At 54.1% G+C, this 3170-nt stretch carries 3 protein-coding genes; all 3 read left to right on the forward strand.

The genetic code is table 11. From position 1 onward, the window contains the following. A partial coding sequence (glmS, locus tag OEL57_RS15640; RefSeq protein ID WP_300741748.1) for a glutamine--fructose-6-phosphate transaminase (isomerizing) occupies positions 1-1572 on the forward strand: 1572 nt, incomplete at its 5' end. A 3-nt stretch (positions 1573-1575) separates the two neighbouring features. Next, the gene (locus tag OEL57_RS15645; protein WP_300741750.1) at positions 1576-2439 is read left to right on the forward strand and encodes a L,D-transpeptidase; all 864 of its coding nucleotides are present in this window, start codon (positions 1576-1578) and stop codon (positions 2437-2439) included. An 82-nt stretch (positions 2440-2521) separates the two neighbouring features. Next, positions 2522-3170 (forward strand): UDP-N-acetylglucosamine 1-carboxyvinyltransferase (locus OEL57_RS15650; RefSeq protein ID WP_300741752.1); only part of this gene is annotated, 649 nt, incomplete at its 3' end.

Below are 3170 nucleotides of genomic sequence, written 5' to 3' on the forward strand. Positions count from 1 at the left end.
CCCCACACGTCTGGTCCGGTTGTCGTCGTGCATAATGGCATTATTGAAAACTACCTGAGTCTGAAAGAACAACTCCAGGCAGCAGGACACGGGTTTTCCAGTCAGACCGATACTGAAGTGATTGCACATCTGGTTGATGAGCGGTTGAAGACTGCTGAGTCCTTTGAAGCAGCGGTCCGTACCGCCCTGCAGGAACTGCAGGGCGCCTTTGCCGTTTGTATCCTGTGCAAGGATCAGCCCGACACCCTGATTGCAGCCAAGATAGGTTCACCGATGGTGGTTGGTCTGGGGCATGGCGAGTTCTTCGTCGCTTCTGATATCCCCGCTATTCTGGCCCATACCCGTGAGATGGTTTTTATGGAGGATGGCGAACTGGTGGTTTTCCATCGTACTAGCGCCAGTTTTTCCTCTATTGCAGGTGCTCCGCTGGAGAAGAAGGCTCGTCACATTGACTGGTCTCCTCTGATGGCAGAAAAAGGTGGTTACAAGCACTTCATGCTGAAGGAAATCCACGAACAGCCCCGGGCGGTGCGGGATACCATTGCCGGACGGCTGCAGGAGCAGCAGGGGGATGTCTATCTGGAAGATCTGGGCTACGATGATGCCACCCTGCAGACTGTACAGCGGATGGTGATTGTGGCCTGCGGTACCTCTTGGCATGCTGCTCTGACTGGCAAATTCCTGATCGAAGGACACTGCCGTATCCCGGTGGAGATCGATATCGCCTCTGAATTCCGCTATCGCAGCCCGGTGATTGATGAAAAAACGCTGGTGATGGTCATCTCCCAGTCAGGTGAAACAGCAGACACTCTGGCTGCCTTGCGCGAAGCCAAGAAGTTGGGGGCTATGAATCTGGCCATCTGTAACGTGCTGGATTCATCCATTGCCCGTGACGCTGCCGGAGTGATCTACACCCATGCCGGGCCGGAAATCGGCGTGGCCTCCACCAAGGCCTTTGTGACTCAGTTGACCGCGCTGTACCTGTTTACCATCCGTTTTGGCCGGGCCATTGGCCGGTTGAATGCGGCACAGGGGCAGCAGATGATTGCTGATCTGAAAAAGGTGCCTGAACTGCTGGAACAGACTCTGAAACTAAATGAACAGACCGAAAAGATTGCCCGTCAGTATATGAATGCCCGTGACTTCCTCTATCTGGGCAGGGGCCGAAATTTCCCGATCGCTCTGGAAGGCGCTCTGAAATTGAAGGAAATCTCTTATATTCATGCTGAAGGCTATCCCGCCGGAGAAATGAAACACGGCCCGATCGCCCTGATTGATGAGCATGTGCCGGTGGTGGTGCTGGTGCCCAAAAACAGCACCTATGAAAAGACCGTTTCCAACATGGAGGAGGTCATAGCCCGTAGTGGCCGGGTGATCGCCCTTTGCAGTGCAGGCGATCATGACGTAAACGACAAGGCAGAGGCAACGTTGGAGCTGCCAGAACTGAGTGATGATCTTGATCCGATCCTGCTGTCAGTGCCGCTGCAGCTGCTGGCCTACCATATTGCTGTGTTGAAAGGTACTGATGTGGATCAACCGAGAAATCTGGCAAAATCCGTGACGGTAGAATAGACAATGCGAACAAGCCACATGCGCTTGAGCCACCGGCTGGTGCTGGTGGCTTTTTTTACCGTCTTGATCTCCGGCGGCTGGCTTGTTTGGGAGGCCGATGTGGTTGACCCGCCTGGGGCTTCTCCAACGGACAAGGCGCAGGAAGACCTGTCCCGGATTGAGTATCCCAGCCAGAAAGGGATGCGTTGGCACCCCCGTTTTGTCCGTCCCCATGAGACCCTTGAATCGCTCTATGGCAAGGACTGGATCTGGGTAGCCCGTTTCAATCGAGTTGATCGGCGGCATGTCTATCCCGGCATGACCATCAAGGAGCCGGAGCGGATGGAGGATATCCGTGGTTATACGCCGTTGCCAAAGGAGCTTTCTGAGGCAAAGGTCCATCGTAAGTATATTCTGCTGGATTTGACTGAGCAGTGGATCGGCGCCTATGAACGGGGTATGCTGAAGTTTTCCATGCCTGCAGCCACTGGTAAGGCCGGTACAGAAACCCCGGTTGGCACTTTCAGGATTGATGCCCGCCATCAGACCCATACATCTTCGCTGTACAAGATTAACGGTGAAGATGGGGAACAGTATCCGATGGACTATGCCCTGCGTTTTTATATTGATGAAAAAAATATCGGCTACTATATCCATGCCCGTGATCTGCCGGGGCGACCGGCTTCCCACGGTTGCGTCGGCCTGTATGATGAAGAGATGCAGGAACGTACCTTTGGTACGCCTGAAGAGCCTATTCTGGTGGACTCACGCAAGCTGTATGAGTGGGCGGTCCCTGACAGTGAATACGGTGATGATTACGGCTATTTTGAAGAGATCGATAATGGTCCGGTTTTTGAGGTGCGGGGTACCCTGCCGGTGTACCGCTAAGTTGTTGGTGTTTTTTCTTTTCCTTCATGTTGCTCTGGGCTAGTATAGCCCATTATTTTATTTCAATTCGAGGCATCTATCTGTGGATAAACTGATTATTAACGGCGGAAAGAAGCTGAAGGGCGAAGTAACCGTCAGTGGCTCCAAGAACGCTTCCCTGCCGATCTGTATTGCAGCTGCGCTGGCTCCCGGAGCCAGTACCATCACCAATGTTCCCCGTCTGCGCGACATCACCACGACGGCAAAATTGCTGGAGTCTCTGGGCGCCACCATTGAACGCCATGAGAATACCATGCGGATCGATGCCGGTACCATTAACACCGTTGAAGCCACCTATGACCTGGTCAAGACCATGCGTGCCTCGGTGTTGGTACTGGGGCCGCTGTTGGCCCGCTTTGGCCGTTCACGGGTCTCCCTGCCCGGTGGCTGTGCCATCGGTGCCCGTCCGATAGATCAGCACCTGAAAGGTTTGAAGGCACTGGGGGCTGAGATAAAGCTTGAGCATGGCTACGTTGAAGCGATTGCAAAGAAGGGGCTAAAAGGTGCCCGGATCAACTTTGATGTCTCCACCGTGGGTGGTACTGAGCACCTGATGATGGCTGCCGCCATTGCCAAGGGTGAAAGTGTTCTGGAAAACGCTGCCCGTGAGCCTGAAATTGCTGATCTGGCGGATTACCTGAACCGGATGGGGGCCAAGGTTGAGGGGGCCGGTACGGATACGATCCGTATTC

This window comes from Trichlorobacter sp., from assembly GCF_030247655.1.
Lineage (GTDB): Bacteria > Desulfobacterota > Desulfuromonadia > Geobacterales > Pseudopelobacteraceae > Trichlorobacter.